18 protein-coding genes are annotated in these 18,381 nt (G+C 43.5%); 10 read left to right on the top strand and 8 right to left on the bottom strand.

Annotation, left to right across the window (positions count from 1 at the left end; translation table 11 throughout):
- Positions 1-58 precede the first annotated feature (58 nt).
- Complete coding sequence (locus ACRRS1_RS06010) at positions 59-1,237, top strand: 3-phosphoglycerate dehydrogenase family protein (protein ID WP_432454056.1); 1,179 nt, start codon at positions 59-61, stop codon at positions 1,235-1,237.
- Here ACRRS1_RS06010 and ACRRS1_RS06015 read toward each other — a convergent pair.
- Together ACRRS1_RS06015 and ACRRS1_RS06020 are read right to left on the bottom strand one after the other, a co-directional pair.
- Positions 1,234-1,899: a trimeric intracellular cation channel family protein gene (locus ACRRS1_RS06015; RefSeq protein ID WP_432468195.1), complete on the bottom strand. Its 666-nt coding sequence runs from the start codon at positions 1,897-1,899 to the stop codon at positions 1,234-1,236. The two genes, ACRRS1_RS06010 and ACRRS1_RS06015, sit on opposite strands and share 4 nt — an antisense overlap.
- A gap of 367 nt (positions 1,900-2,266) precedes the next feature.
- A complete protein-coding gene (locus ACRRS1_RS06020) occupies positions 2,267-2,971 on the bottom strand; it encodes an autoinducer binding domain-containing protein (protein WP_432458904.1) in 705 nt (234 codons plus the stop codon).
- Between the two features lie 151 nt (positions 2,972-3,122).
- On the opposite strand from ACRRS1_RS06020, the gene ACRRS1_RS06025 reads away from it, so the two are divergent.
- Entirely contained in the window at positions 3,123-3,569 is a 447-nt protein-coding gene (locus ACRRS1_RS06025; RefSeq protein WP_432454053.1) for a DUF4902 domain-containing protein, read from the top strand.
- Here ACRRS1_RS06025 and ACRRS1_RS06030 read toward each other — a convergent pair.
- The gene (locus ACRRS1_RS06030; RefSeq protein ID WP_432454052.1) at positions 3,566-4,117 is read right to left on the bottom strand and encodes an acyl-homoserine-lactone synthase; all 552 of its coding nucleotides are present in this window, start codon (positions 4,115-4,117) and stop codon (positions 3,566-3,568) included. The genes ACRRS1_RS06025 and ACRRS1_RS06030 overlap by 4 nt on opposite strands.
- Positions 4,118-4,302: 185 nt before the next feature.
- The gene (locus ACRRS1_RS06035) at positions 4,303-4,791 is read right to left on the bottom strand and encodes a DUF6942 family protein (RefSeq protein ID WP_432468194.1); all 489 of its coding nucleotides are present in this window, start codon (positions 4,789-4,791) and stop codon (positions 4,303-4,305) included.
- Between the two features lie 117 nt (positions 4,792-4,908).
- Here ACRRS1_RS06035 and ACRRS1_RS06040 point away from each other — a divergent pair, with 117 nt between their 5' ends.
- On the top strand, positions 4,909-6,642 hold the full coding sequence (locus ACRRS1_RS06040; RefSeq protein ID WP_432454050.1) for a GNAT family N-acyltransferase: 1,734 nt from the start codon (positions 4,909-4,911) through the stop codon (positions 6,640-6,642).
- Positions 6,643-6,772: 130 nt separating this feature from the next.
- Here ACRRS1_RS06040 and ACRRS1_RS06045 read toward each other — a convergent pair whose 3' ends face one another.
- Positions 6,773-7,936, bottom strand: coding sequence for a PLP-dependent aminotransferase family protein (locus ACRRS1_RS06045; RefSeq protein WP_432458908.1), 1,164 nt, complete (start codon positions 7,934-7,936; stop codon positions 6,773-6,775).
- A gap of 151 nt (positions 7,937-8,087) precedes the next feature.
- On the opposite strand from ACRRS1_RS06045, the gene ACRRS1_RS06050 reads away from it, so the two are divergent.
- From ACRRS1_RS06050 to ACRRS1_RS06060, 3 genes are all read left to right on the top strand, one after another.
- Positions 8,088-8,981, top strand: a complete 894-nt coding sequence (locus ACRRS1_RS06050; protein ID WP_432458909.1) for an AraC family transcriptional regulator — start codon at positions 8,088-8,090, stop codon at positions 8,979-8,981.
- 393 nt (positions 8,982-9,374) lie between these two features.
- Entirely contained in the window at positions 9,375-11,294 is a 1,920-nt protein-coding gene (locus ACRRS1_RS06055) for a methyl-accepting chemotaxis protein (RefSeq protein WP_432458910.1), read from the top strand.
- Between the two features lie 107 nt (positions 11,295-11,401).
- On the top strand, positions 11,402-12,250 hold the full coding sequence (locus tag ACRRS1_RS06060) for a CvfB family protein (RefSeq protein ID WP_432458911.1): 849 nt from the start codon (positions 11,402-11,404) through the stop codon (positions 12,248-12,250).
- Between the two features lie 97 nt (positions 12,251-12,347).
- On the opposite strand, the gene ACRRS1_RS06065 is transcribed toward ACRRS1_RS06060, so the two are convergent.
- The gene (locus ACRRS1_RS06065; RefSeq protein ID WP_432458912.1) at positions 12,348-12,740 is read right to left on the bottom strand and encodes a winged helix-turn-helix transcriptional regulator; all 393 of its coding nucleotides are present in this window, start codon (positions 12,738-12,740) and stop codon (positions 12,348-12,350) included.
- Positions 12,741-12,819: 79 nt separating this feature from the next.
- Here ACRRS1_RS06065 and ACRRS1_RS06070 point away from each other — a divergent pair, with 79 nt between their 5' ends.
- From ACRRS1_RS06070 to ACRRS1_RS06080, 3 genes are all read left to right on the top strand, one after another.
- On the top strand, positions 12,820-13,572 hold the full coding sequence (locus ACRRS1_RS06070) for an SDR family oxidoreductase (RefSeq protein WP_432458913.1): 753 nt from the start codon (positions 12,820-12,822) through the stop codon (positions 13,570-13,572).
- A gap of 466 nt (positions 13,573-14,038) precedes the next feature.
- The gene (locus ACRRS1_RS06075) at positions 14,039-14,440 is read left to right on the top strand and encodes a GFA family protein (protein WP_432458914.1); all 402 of its coding nucleotides are present in this window, start codon (positions 14,039-14,041) and stop codon (positions 14,438-14,440) included.
- Between the two features lie 105 nt (positions 14,441-14,545).
- On the top strand, positions 14,546-14,854 hold the full coding sequence (locus ACRRS1_RS06080; protein ID WP_432458915.1) for a DUF1272 domain-containing protein: 309 nt from the start codon (positions 14,546-14,548) through the stop codon (positions 14,852-14,854).
- 186 nt (positions 14,855-15,040) lie between these two features.
- Here the strand turns inward: ACRRS1_RS06080 and ACRRS1_RS06085 are convergent, their stop codons facing one another.
- Both ACRRS1_RS06085 and ACRRS1_RS06090 read right to left on the bottom strand, forming a co-directional pair.
- On the bottom strand, positions 15,041-15,910 hold the full coding sequence (locus tag ACRRS1_RS06085; RefSeq protein WP_432458916.1) for an SMP-30/gluconolactonase/LRE family protein: 870 nt from the start codon (positions 15,908-15,910) through the stop codon (positions 15,041-15,043).
- Positions 15,911-16,330: 420 nt separating this feature from the next.
- A complete protein-coding gene (locus ACRRS1_RS06090; protein ID WP_432454040.1) occupies positions 16,331-17,251 on the bottom strand; it encodes a LysR family transcriptional regulator in 921 nt (306 codons plus the stop codon).
- 105 nt (positions 17,252-17,356) lie between these two features.
- Between ACRRS1_RS06090 and ACRRS1_RS06095 the strand changes: the two genes are divergently transcribed.
- Complete coding sequence (locus ACRRS1_RS06095) at positions 17,357-18,289, top strand: DMT family transporter (protein WP_432454039.1); 933 nt, start codon at positions 17,357-17,359, stop codon at positions 18,287-18,289.
- Positions 18,290-18,381: the final 92 nt, after the last annotated feature.

Genomic DNA, 18,381 nt, shown 5'->3' on the forward strand with positions numbered 1-18,381 from the left:
TCTTTCGTGCTGCAGTTTGTCACGGAAACATCATTTAGGTTGTTTAGGGAGAAACTGTATGCCGAGTATTCGTACTATCAATCATATTCATCCGCAAGGGCTGGCTTGTTTTTCAAGTGACTATCAAGTCGCAGCAGAGTTAGCGACAGCGGATGCCATTATGTTACGCAGCGCCAATTTGCATGACTTTGATATTCCCAAAGCGGTCAAAGCTATCGCACGTTGTGGTGCCGGTGTGAATAACATTCCGATTGAACGTTGTACCAAGCAAGGGGTTGTTGTATTTAATACACCAGGGGCTAATGCCAATGCGGTTAAAGAATTAGTATTAGGCGGGATGTTAATCAGTGCTCGTAACGTGGTCTCTGGTTGGCAGTTTATTGACTCTTTATTACCCACCATGGATGCGAAGGCGCTTGCGCTGAGTGTCGAGCAAGAAAAGAAGCGTTTTGTGGGCTCTGAATTAGCAGGGAAAACTTTAGGCGTCATCGGGCTCGGAGCGATTGGTGCGGCCGTTGCTCACGCCGCTTTAGCTTTGGGGATGAAAGTGGTGGGTTTTGATCCCGCCTTAAGTATTCAAGCAGCATGGCGCCTATCTTCAGAGATTGAATGTGCCGAAGAACTGAAGCAGTTATTAAATGCTAGTGATTATGTCACCCTTCATGTGCCTGCCAATCAACATACGCAAGGCCTGATTAATGGAGATAATACCGGTGAATTCAAACGAGGTGCCATATTACTTAATTTTGCTCGTGGTAGCATCGTTGAGGAAGATGCACTCTTAACGGCCTTGGACCAGCAGCACTTATCTCTGTATGTAACTGATTTTCCCAGTGTGAATTTAATGAAGCACTCGAAAATTTTAATGCTGCCACATTTGGGCGCGAGCACTCAAGAGGCGGAACAAAATTGCGCGGTTATGGCGGCTCGTCAACTCATCGACTTTTTGGAGAATGGCAATATTCACAACTCGGTGAATTTTCCCAGTATTAAATTAAGTCGCAGTGAAGGCTACCGAATTGCTTTTGCCAATGACAACGTGCCCAAAATATTAAGCCAGGTATTAGCGTTATTATCGGATATGAATATTAATGTGGTCGATATGCTGAATAAAAGCCGTAACGATATCGCTTATACGCTGATGGATATTGATATTCCTGCAACTCAGCAGATGTTAGATGCGATCGCGGCTATCGATCACGTATTTCATGTGAACGCTATTGGCGAGCATGCCTAAGGCTTGTTTTGTTGTTTTCTGATTTCCCGGTTTTGTAACTTAGATAGTTTGAAGCTGGGAAAGCGAAGCTCAAAGTGGAGCGCTAATACACGAAGTAAGAACGCAGCGCTGCTTGATAACAAAATATTATGGACTTCGTTGATGCCTAATAGGCCTAATAGTACATAGCTGGTACTGCCAAGTAGACAAACAGTTACGTAGATTTCTGGTTCAAAAATCACGAGTTTTGTCTGTAACATTAAGTCGCGAATCGCTGAGCCAAGCGTAGAGCTAATCACCCCCATGAGTATGGCGACCAGAGGCGTTGCTTCATAACTCAGTGCTTTGCTGGTGCCGAGTACCGCAAACAAGGCGATACCCGCAGCATCTAGCCACAATAAAAACCGGTCAATTCTAATCACCCAATGGGCGAAGAAATAAGTCATGACCGATGCGGTAATACATACGCTTAGATAACTAGGATCAGCAATCCAAAATATTTTTTCGGTTTGTAGTAAGAGATCGCGAATCGTTCCACCGCCAATGCCCGTGACGATACCCACAAAAATAAAGGCAAGTATATCCAATTCGCGTTTGGCGGCCGCTAAAGCGCCAGTTAAGGCAAACACAAACACTGCGATTAAGCCGAATTGATATAAGGCTGAATTAAAATCTAAGATCATGATTCACAAATACAATAAAAGAAAGTGTAACGATTATAGTTGCTGATGAACTTTAGCGGCAGTTAGAATTTTGTGAATATTTTGGCTGTTGATTAAGGTTTATTTCGATGAAGCTGGATTTGCTGAAAAATTCTAATTTATAGCATCATGAGCAGATATGGAATGAATGAAGTAATAGTGCAAACCTGAAGGTTTACTGAAGTGAAGGTATGTCGGCTTTTATTTTTGGCTAGGAAGTCGGATCGTGATTAAATTTGTTCACTCGGCACTCTTCGCATCGAGGTTCAACTCTTGTTATCTCAACTCATCATGGTTCATGAAACAGAGTTGCCTACAATTTATTTTGACTGCTAATGTTTTTACTGGATTAAATCAGCCCCATGACCGCAGCCTTAACCGTTGCCGCAGTTTTGTTGACGACTTCGAGTTTACGCATTGCTTGGCTTATATGAAAATTCACGGTGCGAGCAGTGATGCTTAAAATCGTTGCAATTTCTTCTGATGTCTTGCCATCTGCTGTCCACTTCAGCATTTCTAGTTCTCGCTGACTAAGTACCGGGATCTGAAGTTTTTCGGCAGTGATTCTAGCGGATAAACCGTGATGGGTAACCTGAGTTAACCAGAGCAGTTGGTAGCGATAGCGAACTAACTCTGCGGGTGATAGCATTTCTGTTGATCTTGCCAGTGTTAACATTCCGACTGTGCCGTTGGCTTGTCTTGATGATTGAGCCCAGCCATATTCTAAACCTACGGCTCGAGCGTCTTCCATTAAATCTGGTGTTTGAGCAAATAACTGGTCACTCCAAACGATAGGGAGTTGCGAGGTCATGCCGTGATGTACTGTGGGATCAATCTCCAGATAGTTATTTTCTTTATAGGTTTGCTGCCATATTGTCGGGTAATTATTGAGCATTTCGGTGCGAGGCGCCGATAATGGATAGGGGATCCGTAGACCATAGGCGCAAAAATCAAAGCCTAATGCATTGGTGACTTTTGATAGTTCAGCAAAAAAATCGCTACTTGAGCCTTGCAGCTCTAGTAAACAGAATTGTTCTTCTAACCAAGCTTCCATGAATCCTTTATCTTCCTGTAACTATGCAAATATGACGCATAAATATAAACCTGTTTAAAATTGAGTATAGCGCAACTGTTAATGTTGACAATTGAAGCGAAATTTTGCGCGTGTTTTTATGAGCTAAGCTTCATATAACTAAAAATAAATAATGAAAATACGGGAAAGTAGACAAATTGTTGTCAAAGCTATTGATTATTTAGTCACGCCTTGCCCTGATGGTTTAGTTCGTTTGACTGTAGAGCAGCTATCAGCATTGACATTTGAGCATATAATATCGGGTTTAGATAGTGTTAGCGCGGTAGATTTTGAAAGTGAACGAGCCTCATTTTCGGGGTACACCGAATGGTTATTTGAAAATAGGTGCGCGATCACCCTCGGTTGGGATTGGCATTGGTTATGGCGTGACGGCCAAATGACGTGTTGTGTGAAAGCCTTACCGCGAAGTAATATTCAGTTATTAGAACAAGGGCTTGATGTGAGCCCTCGTCGAAATGATGAGCTATTGATAACCGTAATCAATCTTTTACCATGGCAAAAGATTACCGCGGAGGCGATCAGTAAGCGTTACCGTGAGTCTCCAATGAAGTTGCGTTAGTTAATATCGATGTAACAGGCAAATAGAGCGTAACCGTTGAGAATTTTTGGAGGGCCGGCTCGGTGATGACGAAATCCAGCATGACGGAGCATCCGTTCGATGCCTAAAGGTGACACTGAAATAAGCCGTTTGGCACCATGCTGTTTGGCACACTCGATGGCTGCTGTGAGTAAGCCGAGTGCTTGACTAGACATCAGTTGAGTTGGCGCTTCGTTATCATTGTCAAAATCTACAGCGGCAAAGCGAGATAGTTCCCAAATGTCATCTTGTTTTGGACAAGGCAGGCCATTGAGTAGTTCGGGAAAGACTTCTTCTAATAAGTAAGGTTGAGTTGTCGGAAGCAGGCGTGCGCAGCCACTGATGTTATTTTTCTCATTTTTAGCGATAACATAGACAGTATCGTCGCGGTCAAATTGGTCTTGCTCGATGCCTTTTGGGGTATTCAGTTCCCAGCCAAGCATTTCAACGAAGACTTGATGCCGATAATGATTTAAGTGATTCATGGTGGTTGCTGGTAATTGTTCGGCAAGGCCGTTAACGTAGTTCATGAGCATCTCCTTATGATGATGCTATGAGTACAATTCAGCTTGTTGATAATTTAAACTGTCAAATATGACAGCTAGCTAATTTGTCAAGGATCAGCTATGCTGTTGTTTTTGTTAGTTTTATCAGTAAGGGGGTTGTTTTTTTTAGCTAGATATGAATTTTGTAAACTTGTATATGTTTCAGTAACCTAGAAATATTCCCTCTTAGCTTCATCTTGCCAGCGTCGGTATTCGGCGACTAAAATATTGGGGAACTGGCGGTAATCGGGGTAGGGACAGAGTAAAATATTCGCGGCGATAAATTGTAATTTTTTATGACTTATAACATCTTTGGGTTGCACGATATGGTCAAATCGTTGCCAATTGTTTTTACCTGCAATGATGTGTTGTTTTGCTTTGCTGACTATTTTGTCGCCAAAGTTGATTTGTTGCTCTGCCAGTAAGCCCTGTTGTAGGTATTCCCTCCAGTTATCATCTGGTGCTGTTAGCTTGGCATAGATCGTTAATATTTTTCGCCAATTGTTATTGTTGTTGAGCAGTAGTTGCTGAGTCAATATAGCGGAATCAAGTTGCTCAAAATTTTCCGGTAAGTTTGGCAAACTGCTGTGCAGATATAAAACCGTATGGGCTTGTTCGCAGCCGATAAAAAGCTTGTTTTTCGCCGCTAGTTTTGGCATTCCCTCTCCCCCTGTGATTCCTCTTGTTGCTTATTGCTTGTCATATAATTGCCATTTTTCTGTTGCTTGTTTGTCATGTTTGGCTTCTAGCCTAGCGACGAATACAGGGAGAGAATCATGATTTCTGCGCAACAAGTACTCAATCAACATTTTCCTAGCTTAGTTCAGCACCCGCGTCGCCATCGCTTAGCGAAGTGGTTCTTTTCAAAAATACTGTTTGAAGATGAATTTCAAGCGTTTGCCGATAAACATCCCCATTTAAAGGGAGTTGCATTTATTGAGCAAGTGTTTACTGAATTAAATATAAGTTACCGAGTTAACCAGAATGAGCATGAGCGGATCCCTAGTGAAGGTCGGATCATCATTATTGCCAATCATCCTATTGGTTCCATCGATGGTTTGGCGCTATTACATCTGGTAAGCCAAGTGCGCCATGATGTTAAAATTGTGGCTAACGAAATTCTTTCTGCGATTGAGCCTTTGGCTGATTTGTTGTTACCCGTAGATAATATGCGAGGCAATAGCCAACGTAAGCAATTAAATGCGATTAGAACATTACTCGATGATGAAGGCGCTGTGATCATTTTTCCTGCGGGGGAAGTATCGCGACTCAAGGGCATTAAGGTGCTCGATGGTAAGTGGACTAAAGGTTTTGTGAGTATTGCGAAGAAAACCAATACACCTTTGCTCCCCATCTGTGTAAAAGCTAAAAATAGCTGGTTGTTCTATATTAGCTCCTTAATCTATCGTCCCTTGTCGACGCTGTTATTGGTGAAAGAGCTTTTTTTCCATCGAAATAAGGTTTTTTCGATGGTGGTTGGTGAGCAGATCCCAGTTAAAAGTTTTGGTTTGAGTGGGTTAGAGCGTTCGACTCAGGCTCAGTTATTAAAAAAGCACCTCTATCGAATTGGCAATAATAAAAAAGGTCTATTTCAAACAGAAGCAGCAATAGCCCACCCTGAACAACGCCTTCCTCTCAAACAAGCGATTAAGCAACTCGAAAAAATCGGAGAGACTCCCGATGGAAAGGGGATTTATATTTGTTATGGGAATACACAACCAGTGATTTTGTCGGAGTTAGGTCGTTTACGTGAATTGGCTTTCAGGGCTGTGGGTGAGGGAACGGGACGGCGTAACGATACCGACAAATATGATGCCCACTATATGCACTTGATCCTCTGGGATACCGAAGAGTTAGAAATTGCCGGTGCTTATCGTTTTGCCGATAGTCAACGTCAAATAAAGCAACTGGGGGTAGAGGCTCTGTATAGCCATTCACTCTTTGAATATGATCTTAACAGCTGTGGTTTTCTTGAATCAGGTATAGAGCTTGGGCGAAGCTTTGTTCAGCCAAAGTACTGGGGAAAGCGAAGTTTAGATTACTTATGGTTAGGGATTGGTGCGTTCTTGGCCCGTCATCCACAGTATCGTTATTTGTTTGGCCCAGTCAGCATAAGTGCGGCCATGCCGGAAGCGGGTCGAGACTTACTCATTTATTTCTACCAAACTTATTTTCCGGCAACACAGGTATTTGCCCGTTCGCGTCAGCCTTACCAGCGGGCGAAACAGATCAAGAATAATATTCATATTTCGTTTTCTGGCGAGGATTATAAGGCCGACTTTGCCCAGTTAAAAAGTGCGCTTGCCAGTATGGGAACCGCTGTACCCACTCTGTTTAAGCAATATACGGAATTATGTCATCGAGGCGGTGTACAATTTATCGACTTTAATGTTGACCCTGATTTTAACCAATGTATTGATGGTTTGGTCTTGGTTGATTTAACCCAGCTAAAAGATAAGAAGCGCGCCCGCTATATCGAGAGTCACCTTATGGTTGAAGCGGCTGTTTAAACAACTGTGTTCGATTTATTCTGAGGGCTTTATTCAGCTTGTAGTTGGTGTCCATATCAAGCCATTCGAAGCGCAATAGGTCTTTACTTCTTTGGGTTATATTTAAGAAGTAAAGACTATTGAGTTTATCTTACTCCGCGGTGATATCGCTTTGTTGCATGACTCTTGCTAAGCGGATGACTGCTTGCTCTAACTGCGGAGCGTCGAGGGCAGTATAGTTCAAGCGGATTGCTTGGTCGTGAATTTCGCTATTGGCTGGCCAAAACTCATCACCCGGAACCACCGCGACTTTTTCTTTTAGAGCTGCGGCGGCTATCTGATGGGCTTGGTGTCGTTTTAGGTGGCACCAGACAAACATTCCGCCTTCAGGTATCGTAAATTCAACATAGTCACTGAGATGCGTGTTGAGGGCGTTTACCAGCGCGTCTCTTCGGCTGCGATAATGCTGGGTTAATTGTTCCAGATGCTGCTTAAAATCAGGGTGGCAAATGGTCGATAACAACATTTTTTGCATTGGTAGCGCAGAGTGTAAATCACTGGCTTGTTTTACTTTCTTCAGTGGCGCGAGCAATTCTTTGGAGGTCATTACATAACCTACCCGCATACTTGGGGTGGCGATTTTAGAAAATGAGCCTAGGTAAAAAGCATCCCCATCACAGAGCTCGGTGACGGTCGGTAAGCTTGCGCCTTCAAAACGTAACTCTCGGTATGGGGCGTCTTCAATAAAGGCAACCTTGTACTTGGCGAGCAGTTCGGCCACTGCTTGGCGCTTGGCTAGGCTCCAGCAGCAGCTGCTTGGGTTTTGAAAATCGGGAACGGCATAGAATAACTTGATTTTCTGGCTTGCTAATAGCTGTTCCAGCTCTGCCAAGTTGGGGCCATCTGATTCACTCTTTACCGTTAGCGTTTGTGCTTCGGCAAGGTCGAATATTTGTAATGCGCCTAAATAACTGGGCGCTTCGCAAAGGACTTGGTCGCCAGGGTTTAAGTAACAGCGCGCAATTAAGTCCAGAGCCTGTTGTGAACCGCTGGTGACCATTACGTCATCGGCCAGCGCGACATGTTCAAGTAACCAATTGCGTAGTTCGCTTAGTCCTTCGGTGGCACCGTATTGATAAATGCTTGGTTGTTCGGCAAGCTCGGCGGCTGCTTGCGCCAAGATAGCTTGCGGAAAACGGCTGGCGTCTGGCAAACCGCCAGCCAGCGAAAGCATACCAGGTTGCTGGATTACTTTTAGGATATTACGGATGTAAGACTCTTTGGTCTGCTTTACCCGATTGCTTTGTTCTATCATGAGCTGCTCTATTATGGTTGTTAGGTTGCGTTTACAGGGGCACATCATTACAGATCTCAGCCCAATAAGGCATTAGTATTTATGTGCAAACTCTTGTCCATTTGTGCTATTTTTGGATAAATGTGTTGAGCGAATACTTTTAGGAAGTGCTATGTCATTGAATACCGATGTAAATAGACAAAGCCGGATCAATGACGTGCTTTATTATATTCATCAAACCATTGCCGAGCCGCTGAATGCCAAAGCCTTAGCTGCAATCGCCGCTTATTCGCCGTTTCATTTTCATCGTTGTTTTAAACAACTCACCGGGGAAAGTGTGAACGATTATATTCGGCGTACGCGTTTAGAGCGTTGTGCTAACTTACTGATTTTTTCACCTCATTTGACGGTGCAAGATGCAGCTCTAAGTTGCGGTTTTCAATCTCCAGCCTCTTTTTCTCAGGCTTTTAAGAAACATTTTGGGCAATCTCCTCGGCAATGGCGCGAAGGAGGCTACAGTGTTTATAGTCAAGCAAACTATCAGCAAAGTTGGAGTGAAGAATTACAGCAACGGATGCGACAGGCACAAACGCTTAGTTTACCAGTGGTAAGTGTTCGGCGTTTAGAGGCGCAAACCGTGGCTTATGTGCGCCATCAAGGCTACGATCGCAGCATTCGCCAAGCCTACGAAAAGCTTCAGGTTTGGGCCGATAGTCAGAAGATTGATTGGAGTCAGGACAAGCTTTTGGGCTTATACCATTCTAATCCCGATATCGTGCCTGCCCCCTTATGCCACTATGTTGCTTGTCTTGCTGTGGACACACCGTTTATTCGCCGTGGCCCTGTAAGTTGTTTAACGATTCCGGGCGGCATGCATGCAACTCTGGAAGTGGCTGGACAATATGGAGAGTTACTGCCAATGCTGCATCAGTTTTATATGCAATGGTTACCGAATAGCGGTTATCGTATGGGTAATATTCCGGCCTTTGTTCGTTATAAACAATGTCAGTTTATTGATCCTGAAGAACGCTTTGAGTTACAGCTTTGTGTGCCTATCACCCTCTAAATGAGCAATATGATTGAGCCGATGTTAGCGTTTAGTTGGATCTTTGTGTCATCTCTTCGCCTCGTTTTTGCTGTCATTAATTTGTCATAATTCCTTCATAATATCGCCACTTAATTTGGAGCCTAATAGCTGCCAATAACATGAACATCGGTCGACGATTTGTGATTGTTTTGGATGGCTTAGTCGTGCTTGCTGACGGCGTTCATTATCAGCATTGCTTGGAGGGTTTTGCCAAACGTTTTGCTGCTTTGTTGCTCGTTACTTGTTGAACACCGCTGACCTGCACAGAGCTCAAGAAACCTTAAAATTGAGCGAAAGTTAAATTCGAAAGGTCAATGACCCCTCGAATGCCAGAGCGGCTTTAGCGCTTCGTTAGTTGTATTAGGAGTTTTTATGCGAGTTTCAAAGTTTTCAAGCTTATCTGCTTTTTCCTTACTGGCAGTGAGCTCGATACTGATTGTGGCGCTGTATTTTTCTTTAGCGAAGTTGAATGTATCAAACCAACAGTTGCAGCACTATCAGTCGCTCAAGTCACAATTTAATCAGCACTTAGTGGCAAAGGTGAATCGCTATTTAAGCACTGGTAATGCCATCGAATTGAGTGATGCAGAGAGTTTACTAGAAGATTTAGTGGCTCGTACTGAAGGGTTGAAACTTAGTCAGTTATCTCAGCAGTTGAATGAACTGCTTGAGTCTTTGCATACTCGCTACTTGGCTCTCGGTAAATTAAGCGGCAATGAGCAGGGTTTATTGATTAATGCTGAGCGAGAGATGCGAGGCTGGGCCGATAGTTTTATTGATTACGGTTTAGCGGCAAAATATGACGATTCAGCCAAGGCCTATATCACCGGTGGCAGCGAATTGCTGAATTCGGTGGCGTCTTTGTCGATGCAGCGTAATCGCTACTTCGCAAATGCTTCAGAGCAAAGCAAGCTGGCTTATGATGATGCCTTGAAGCAGCTCCGCCAACAATTTGAGTTAATTGATAAACAGCCCTTGCTGGGAGTGATGAGTGAAGTGGAAGTGGATGAGTTTGCGCTCGGTGAGCCTGATGAAGCAGTCGATTTAGGGGAAGAAATTAAAGCGGAGCTAGGTAGCTTGATCCAACGTTATCCGAAAGAGCTCAACTCTTCTGCTGAGCTAATTCAGCAGCGAAACATCATGCGTGAGGCATTGCTTGCTGATATAAACCAGTTGACTCAACAGATTGACCAAGCTGAGCTGCAAGTGCTCGAACAGCGAGATGCGGTGATGCAGCGAGTGGCAGCGACTCTTTATAGTGTGGCGGGCTTGATTTTATTGATTGCGGTGGTGATGCAATGGGTTATGAAGCGCACGGTGCTAACACCTTTGCGCGAGTTACGTAATGGCTTTGCTATGTTGGTACAAAATGGCCTGATCGAACGCTTAAGAGTGAGACGTGATAACACTGAAATAGGTGAAATCGCGACTTTCTTTAACCAGTTGCTGGCCAAACAAGAGCAGTTAGAGAAACTTAAAAATCAACAGTTGTCGGTGGTTTCCAATTCACTTGACGCTGTTTCTGAACAGGTGCGCCAAGTCTATTTAACTTCTGAGCAAACTGATCATCAGGTCTCTGAGTCGCAACTGTTGATGGTGCAACTAGGGAAATTGACCGAGCAGTTAAATCAAATTTCCAGTGATGTGGAGCATAATGCAAACGCGACCGAACATGCGATGAATGAATCCCAGCAAGATGTCGCTCAAGTGATTGATGCCAATCAGCGAACCAGTACTGCGGTTGTTCAGGGTCGCGCTTCTTTAGCCAGTTTGGTGGGAGCGGTCAGTGATGTAAGTGCCATTTTGGATGTGATCCGCAATATTGCAGACCAAACTAACTTGTTGGCTCTAAACGCGGCAATCGAAGCGGCGCGGGCCGGAGAGCACGGCCGTGGTTTCTCGGTTGTGGCCGAAGAGGTGAGAAGTTTATCGATGCGGACCCAAACGTCGCTGGAAGAAATCACCGCCATTTTACAGCATCTTAAGCGCTCGTCATCTGAGCTAGAGGTGAATATTGGCGGGATTGAACAGGCCAGTGAACATCAACAACAAATATCCTCTAAGTTGATGGAAACTACTTATCAAGTAAGGGAGCAGGCACAAACTTCGGTAAAAGTGGCGCATCAAGCAGGCCAATTCATTCGTGAGCAGAGTCAACACATGGGAAGTTTCAGCAGTAAAATGAACACTGTGAAAGCTCAAGTGGAATCGGCCTATCAGCTCGCTACCAAAATTGAATCGGATGTTAGTTTGCAGGTTTTAACCATTGTGAACACTCTTAAACCCGCTTAGCGAAGCCTTTGTATTAAAGTGAGGGCATTAGTTAGAATTCGTTTTTAGCATGTTATACTGACATCTTGGCTCAGCAGGAGTCGGTTGAACGTAACAAGAGAGTGAGCATGTTGGAAATTGGACGCCTTAATCAATTAGCCGTGATTGAAATGGCTGACTTAGGTGCCTACCTAGATGGTGGCGAGTTTGGCGATGTATTATTACCATCCAAAGAAGTGCAGCCCGAGCTGGCGCTTGGAGATAGCTTATCGGTATTTGTTTATCGTGATAGTGAGCGTAACCTCATCGCCACTTTACAGCATCCGCAGGTGCAAGTGGGCCAGTGCGCTAACTTGCGAGTGAAAGATATCAATGATGTCGGTATTTTTCTCGATTGGGGTCTAGATAAAGATCTGTTCTTGCCTTTTGCAGAGCAGCAGCAACCAATGGAAGTCGACCGTCATTATGTGGTCTATGTTTACCTCGATAATGAACAACGTATCGCTGCGAGCAATAAATTAGATCGTTATATTGATAAGTCAGACCATCACTACAAAGATGGTGATAAAGTGGATTTGTTAGTCGCTGGGCGTACGGAGTTAGGCTACAAAGTGGTGGTTAACCATCAGCATTGGGGCGTATTGTATTATGACCAAGTGTTTAAGCGGATCCGTGCTGGCTATGCCTGCCGTGGTTATATTCAAAAAGTACGTGATGACCGAAAACTCGACTTGAGCTTAGAGCCCATCGGTATTCAAAAAGCGATTGATATTGGTGATACTATTTTAGCTAAGTTAAAAGAAGAGCAGGGCTATTTGGCGCTCAGCGATAAAAGTTCACCACAAGCGATTTCAGCCATTTTTGGGGTGAGTAAAGGTACCTTCAAAAAAGCCATTGGCCGTTTATATAAAGACGGTTTAATTACCATTAGCAAAACCGGCATCGTGTTAAATAAAGACGACTCAACTCAAGAGTAAATGGGTTGAGGCCAGCTTAGATTTTCGACGACAACAAGGTCTTCTCTCTGATGCTCATTATCCTATGAGCATCCACTCAATTCTTCGGTATTTGAGCTTAAGTATTATCAGATTGAATTAGCATATTTGTTAATAGCTCCTCCCGATGTTCGTTCATCCAGAGTGCCAGTAAATCGAGGGTCGGTTTTAATGTTTTACCCAGCTCGGTAATTTGATATTCGACACGAGGTGGCATTTCTGGATATACATGCCTTGATACGATCCCTAAAACTTCAAATGCTCTGAGTTGTTTGGTCAGCTCTTTCTGAGTAATCGTACCGATCGCTCTTTGTAAAGCCCCGAAGCGAATCACGTCATCGGTGATGATTAATCGGTATAGAATTGGGATGGCCCATTTTCCGGACACGATATTGACAAAATCTACCATGGGGCAGCGTGAGTTTTTTTGAAGTTTTTGGTCTCTCATATTCATTATCTCTTTAGTATCCATTTGGTACCTACTATCTAAATGATACAAGTCGGATAATAATATGTGCCTCCCCCTCAGGCAACTTGTGAAGGTAAAGCTCATGACAAAACGACTCCATAATAAATATGCACTGATTACTGGTGGTACTGCCGGGATTGGTTTAGAAACGGCCAAACAGTTTCAGCTGGAAGGTGCCACTATCGCAGTGACTGGTCGCAATGAAACAGGTTTAGTTGATGCTCAAGCGCTGTTGGGAAATCAGGCCTTAGTTCTAAAAAGTGATGCTTGTAATGTTGAGCAGCAAGCAGAATTAGCACAGCGTTTAATGGATGAATTTCCCAAGCTGGATATTGTCTATATCAATGCTGGCGATGTGACCCATAAGCCCCTGGAAGACTGGGATGAAACTAGTTTTGATCAAGTGATGAATACGAACTTAAAAGGCCCATTTTTTCTGATTCAATCTCTGTTACCACTATTATCCGACTCTGCATCAATTATTCTCTGTGGTAGTGTTTCCGCTCAAATAGGTTTAGCGCAAAGCAGTGTTTACGCAGCCAGCAAAGCGGGGCTGATCTCTTTGGCGAGAACCTTATCCGGCGAACTCAAAGAGCGAGGGATCCGAGTCAATAGTATTAGCCCTGGTCCAACGCAAACGGATGCTTTTAATAAATTTGGCTTGTCGAAAGAAAAACGCGAGGCTCTGATTGAAGAGGTAAAAGCATTGGTCCCCTTAAAAAGAATGGGCTCACCGTGGGAATTAGCACAAGCTGCAGTATTTATGGCCTCGGATGAGTCAGCTTATATGCTCGGATCTGAATTGTTGATCGACGGAGGCGTCGGCAATTTATAAGCAGATTTTGGCTCATCGAGGCTTGATAAGTTTATCACGATTTATTTGGCTCAAAGTGTCAACGAGGGTTGGTTGATACTTTGATGGTTTGCTTTAGAAGCCAACAAAGAGCGGCGCCTGAAACCTTCACTGAGGTTTGAATATTATATGGTGACTGGTGATTTTAACAGGGCTATATTGGCAGGCGATATGCCTGTGCGCCCCATAGATAGTTCAGGTATAAATATGCGCGGCATACATTAGACATAGAATTTTCGTAGTCGATGCCTATTCTGTTTTTAAATCAATTGGATACTCCTCTCGATCGTAAATAGCCCATAGATTTTTTAAGACTAGGCTTACCGATTTAGCTTGCTTTGAACCATGCTTATCCGGTTCTCGACAGTGGAAAATTCGGTTGTTAGGATGGCTGTCTGATTACTGTTAGTCTGGTTACTGTTGTTGATTTGTAAAGAGAGAAACTAATATGAGTTTGAAAGGCAGTTGTCTATGCGGTGGGATCCGCTACGAGATTAATGGAGAACTAAATCCAGCCATGTTTTGTCACTGTAGCAAATGTCGAAAGTCTAATGGTTCTGCCTTCGCATTAAATGCTCCGGTTAAGTCGCTTGATTTTAATTTTCTGGCAGGAGAGCACCTTTTACGGAGCTATGCTTCGTCAGACGATGCGAAGCGTTTTTTCTGTGACACTTGTGGTTCGCCAATATATAGTCAGCGTATGTCTATACCGGAAATTTTGCGGCTTCGAGTGGGTACTTTGGATGATGACATCGCTGTCGAAAAGGCGAGTCATATTTTTGTGGCCAGTAAAGCCTCATGGGATGATATTCACGATGACTTACCTCAATTTGCAGAGCGTCCTGAATAAAGTATCTATCAATTGTGGGCTCGATGACGTTTTTTCATGTGGCTTTGCTTCTATTTTTATGCGGCGCATACAGAAGCTTCATGTTTATCAACTTGGCGTTAGTATATGCTGCAAATTAGACCTAATTGTGAGTGCTGTGATAAAGATTTAGCGCCAGATTCTACAGAGGCAATGATTTGTACATACGAATGCACTTTCTGTGTCGCATGTGTAAGTGAGATATTAGAAAATGTATGTCCAAATTGTGGTGGTGGCTTTGTCTCTCGTCCTATTCGCCCTAAAATGGCGAGGCGCACTGGCGTAAGTATTGGCCACCAGCCTGCTTCAGTTGAAAGAGTGCATAGCAAATATAGTATCGAAGAACTGAAAGAATTTTCGGCAAGCGCTAAACATCTAAAACCGGAAGATCGATGATGCATCAATTTACATCATGATTATAGGTTTGCATTGCTTTATCGCGGGGTGCAGTTATTCGCGTTATATGACTCATAGCGGCTTTGGTGACGGGTTATTCTGAGCTGAATCGCCATATAAGCCGTTAATTTTCTGGGGGATGACTATTTGCCTGTGAGTCATCTCATGCCCACCATACTTGAGCTTTTAGCCTTTAAACTTCGGTTCAAGCAAGCCTGTCACTGCTAAGTTTATCGCAAATATGCTACCAGACAATGGATACTGAGCCTTCTCTGCTGGGTCATCTGTATCAGCGCTGGTAATAAATAAGGTATTTAGCGAATCACCACCAAACGCCACCATTGTTGGCTTTTTGGCTGGCACAGTAATCGTTGCAACTATTTTTCCCGCTGGACTGATACGTACAATTCGACCTCCATCGTAAAGCGCGCTCCAGTAATAACCTTCGCTATCAACGGCTGCGCCATCGGGACGTCCAAAACCATAAGGAAAACGGATAAATTCACGTTGCTTACTCACTGTCCCTGTATCGACATTATAATCACAGGCAAATATCACATGACGTGGCGTGTCCGAGTAATAAAGGGTTTTACCATCGGGACTAAATGCTAGGCCGTTCGAGGTCCAATTTTCCCCTACGATCTGACGCACTGAATGATCGATGTCTAGCGTATAGAAATGGCCACTATAGGCATCTTTGTTTGGATTCAACGTACCAGCAATAAAACGCCCAGCAGGATCACAGCGGCCGTCATTAAAGCGTTGTTGTGGTTTGTCTTGCTCCGGATCGACAATGGGCGTGATACCACCTTGCAAAGAATCGATGGTGACCAAGCCTGATCTTAGGCCAGCAACAAAGCCGCCTTTCTCCCGAATAGCGAAACAAGCAATTTCTTCATCTAATTGCAAAAAATCATCTTGTCCTGTTTTGGGATCAAATGCGTGTAATCGGCCTGCCTCAATATCAACCCAATATAGAAGCCGGCGCTCTGGATCCCAGCGTGGGCATTCTGCCAGTTGAGCACAATTGGCCAGCAGCGTGACGACTTCACTCATGATTTGAGTGCCGAAATGAATTCATAAAACTTTCCTAGGTGTTAGATACCAATCTAACTCATTGTCTGTTGATTGTCGCGGGCTTAAATCACCGCTAATTGCGTGATGTATCAGTCATTAGAGCCACGAGTTACTGCTCTTCATGGCTGGTTATCGACAGATTTATGCTGGGTAATCAGTTGCTCATATAATGAATCTGATTGGTATTCGCAGATGGGAAGATGCCCATAGGCGCTGCTGTTTGGTGTCTCGTCGTTAGACTCAATAGTTTGTATCTCAAGGTTTGTAGGTTCTCCTATTCGACCTTTTTACGATCTGAGCGATAAGCAAAAATGACCAGACTGGTTGTGCCTGCTCCTTAGCTTACGGGATAAGCATAGAACAGAGCTACATTCAGCGCTTGGAATGGAGTAAAGGGAGTCATGAGTTAGAATGGTCATAGCGTTCAGTCAGAAAGTCAATGAAGGCTTTAAGTTGATTCGGAATGTATTTTGATTGCGGGTACTGCGCAACAACATTTCCTTGGTAATCTCCTTTGATATGCCATTCGGGTAATACTTGAATAAGTTGCCCAGAGTCGAGGTATTTAGATACGGTAAAGTCTGGGAAAATCGAAATCCCCAAACCTTGCAATACAGCTTCTCTTCTTATTTCACTATGATTAACCGCCAGAGGTCCCTTAATTTTAATAGTATGTTTTTTATTGTGATGACTTAATGTCCATGAATTATCAGCAGCCGTTTCGCCATAACCGATGCATTGATGCTCCATGAGATCATTTGGATGCGTTGGTAAGCCATGTTGTTGGATATAATTGAGATTAGCGCAAGCAATACGTTTCACTCGGCCCATTTTTTTTGCAATTAAACCTTCAACAGGATTATCGGTAATATGAATCACGAGATCCACTTCTCCCCCAATTGGGTCAATATAATGATCAGCGATTTTCCATTTTAACGAGACATTGGGATAGGCTCGAATAAAAGCTAAAACTATTGGCATCAGAACTTGACGAGCTAAAGCTTTCGGCGCGGCAACCGTCAGGTCTCCTGACACTGTATTTTGATTGACTTGCGCAGCATCGACGGCTTGTTTAGCAAATTTAAGCATATCAAGACAAAGTTGAAATACATCTTCACCAATACTCGTTAGACGTAAGCTTCGAGTGGTTCTTTCAATCAGTTTTTGTTCCAGCATCTTTTCAAGTTTACTGATTGAACGGCTAACAGACGAGGGCATCACGCCTAGTTTGACTGCCGCTTTAGAAAAGCTCCCTTGTTCAATCACTGTCACAAAGGTGACCATTTCGGGCATCAAATTCATGATTCTATTTGTGTCCACAGTGCAATTATCCTTTGCGTATCAGCTGTATTGTTCCGTTTAAGTTACTCATTGATACTGTTGGTGTCAAACGACTTACCGTTAATGTGAATTTAAGGAGCGACTATGAATGACAGCATACAACTCGAAGTAAAAGTGACTAAAAAGAATCACCGGAAACTTTATGTTCCCGTCTTAGAAATTGCGCTTCTGTCGGTCGCTATTTTTTGGGGAACCAGTTATGGCTTAACGAAGCAGGCGCTCATTTATAGCTCAGTGATGGTGTTTATTATGCTCCGTTTTTCGGTTGCTTTTTTATCGTTGTTGCCGATGGCACTTCGAGATATCTACATGGGGCGTAGTAAAGATTGGAAAGTTGCTTTTCCAACGGGATCTATTTTGGCTGCAATTTTCTTTTTTGAAGTGACAGGAGTATTTCAAACCTCTGCGAGTAAAGCTGCATTTTTGATCAGTTTGTCGGTCATATTTACTTCGTTTGTTGAAGTCTTCATTAACAAAAACGCTATCAGCAGGGGGATGTTTTTTCTTGCGGTCTCAAGCGTTGTCGGGGTTTTCTTGTTAACCGATTCTAGTGGCTTGGAATTAACATTAAATCGAGGTGACTATTTTATTTTATCGGCGGCATTACTTCGAGCGATGATGGTGACAACGACTAAGCGAATCACTCAAGATAAGGTCATTACCAACGTAACGCTTACCTGCATTCAATCTTTAGTTGTCGCGGCCAGTGCTGGTGGTGTTATTTTATATAATTCGGGTTTGAATATGACATTTCCAACGAATGTCGAATTTTGGTTGATCATGGGATATTTGGTTGTGTGCTGTACCTTGTTTGCTTTTTTTGTGCAAAATCATGCGGTGAGAAAGTTATCCCCGACCAAGGTTTCACTATTAATGGGCAGTGAACCGATGTTTGGTGCTATTTTTGCGGTGATTTGGCTAAATGAATCCTTATCCGCGTTACAAGTTTTAGGCGGCTGCATTATTTTTGCGAGTGTGATGGTCGCTTCAATTCCTAAAAAAATTGAGCCAAATTGAGTCATAGAGAAAGTACGGACTCAATTATAAAATGGTGTCTAGATTCACTTGACCACTTTCACGGTCCCCGATATTTAGGTGGTATAAAGAGC

This window comes from Agarivorans sp. Z349TD_8, from assembly GCF_050870825.2.
Classification (GTDB): domain Bacteria; phylum Pseudomonadota; class Gammaproteobacteria; order Enterobacterales; family Celerinatantimonadaceae; genus Agarivorans.